Raw genomic sequence first — 1,008 nt, 5'->3', positions numbered from 1 at the left:
GTGGAGGTCAGGCGTCGCTACCGCGGGTGAAGCCCGCGTCGAAGCCGCGCTCGAAGGCGTGCTGGGCGATGCGCTCGGCACGGTGCGGACCATGTCCGCGGTGGGCGGGGTGTCCGTGGCCCCGGTCGTCGTGACCGTGGTCGCCGTGCCCGGGGTGTCCGTGCCCGCGGCCGTGACCGCGGTGCCCGGGTCCCGCTTCGCCGTGGCGGCAGCCGTGCTCGGCATCCGCGTCCGGACCGAAGCCGTGCTCCGCATCCGGACCGAAGCCGTGCTCGGGTCCGTGGCCGAAGCCGCGGCCGAACGGGCGCCCGAAGCCGCGCGGGAATCCGCGTCCGTGGCGGGGGCCGCCGAAGCCGTGCCGACGGCCGCGGGGAAGAGGCGTCTCCTCGTCCCAGCCGAAGGCGCGAGCGATCTTCTCGAGCGAGGCGAGCGTGGTGGCCATCTCCTCGTCGGAGACGGCGCTCGACACCTTCGCGCGGATGCCGTCGACGATGGTGCCGAGGCGATCCTTCGCCGCACGGCCCTCGTCGGTGAGCGTCCAGCCGTCGCCCTCGGGGGCGACCCAGCCGCGCTCGACGAGTCGGTGCAGCTTGTGCTCGTTCAGCGGGCGGTCCGTCGTGACGGTGCCGTCGACGATGTTGAGGATCCGCCAGTCGCGGCGGCTGGCGTGCTCGCCGTCGAAGGCGGCGGCGAACTCGGCCGCCATCAGGCGGTCGGCGGCCTTCAGCCAGTAGCCGAAGGGGCGGGTGGTGTTCTCGGGGTTCTGTGATTCAGAGGTGTTCATGGAAAGTCCTTAGTTGTCAGTGTGCATGTGAATGTCACAGTGCATGTACATGTAGTGTGACATGGAGTCCCAATGCATGTCAAGTCGCATGTAAAATCGAACGGTGACCACCGAACCGCACGACCCCGCCGCGCAGGATCCCGCCGAAGCCATCGCGCAGGCGCTGTCCCGACTGCGCGGGCGTCGCCCCGGCGACCGGGGCCCCGGCGGCCGCGGCCCGTCCG

General features: G+C 71.5%; 1 protein-coding gene. It reads right to left on the bottom strand.

The features are described 5' to 3' along the window. Nucleotides 1–7: 7 nt before the first annotated feature. Nucleotides 8–784 carry a MarR family winged helix-turn-helix transcriptional regulator gene (locus ACNPM4_RS06905; protein WP_448985192.1) on the bottom strand — a complete coding sequence of 259 codons (777 nt, stop codon included), beginning with the start codon at nt 782–784 and terminating at the stop codon, nt 8–10. Nucleotides 785–1,008: the final 224 nt, after the last annotated feature.

The sequence above is a fragment of the Microbacterium umsixpiens genome, assembly GCF_053543675.1.
Note: the sequence above shows the minus strand (reverse complement) of the source record. Positions and strands in the feature narration are given on the sequence as shown.

Bases quoted from the DNA above. Each gene is read 5' to 3' on its own strand.
- ACNPM4_RS06905 (WP_448985192.1), bottom strand. From the start codon at position 784: ATGAACACCTCTGAATCACAGAACCCCGAGAACACCACCCGCCCCTTC.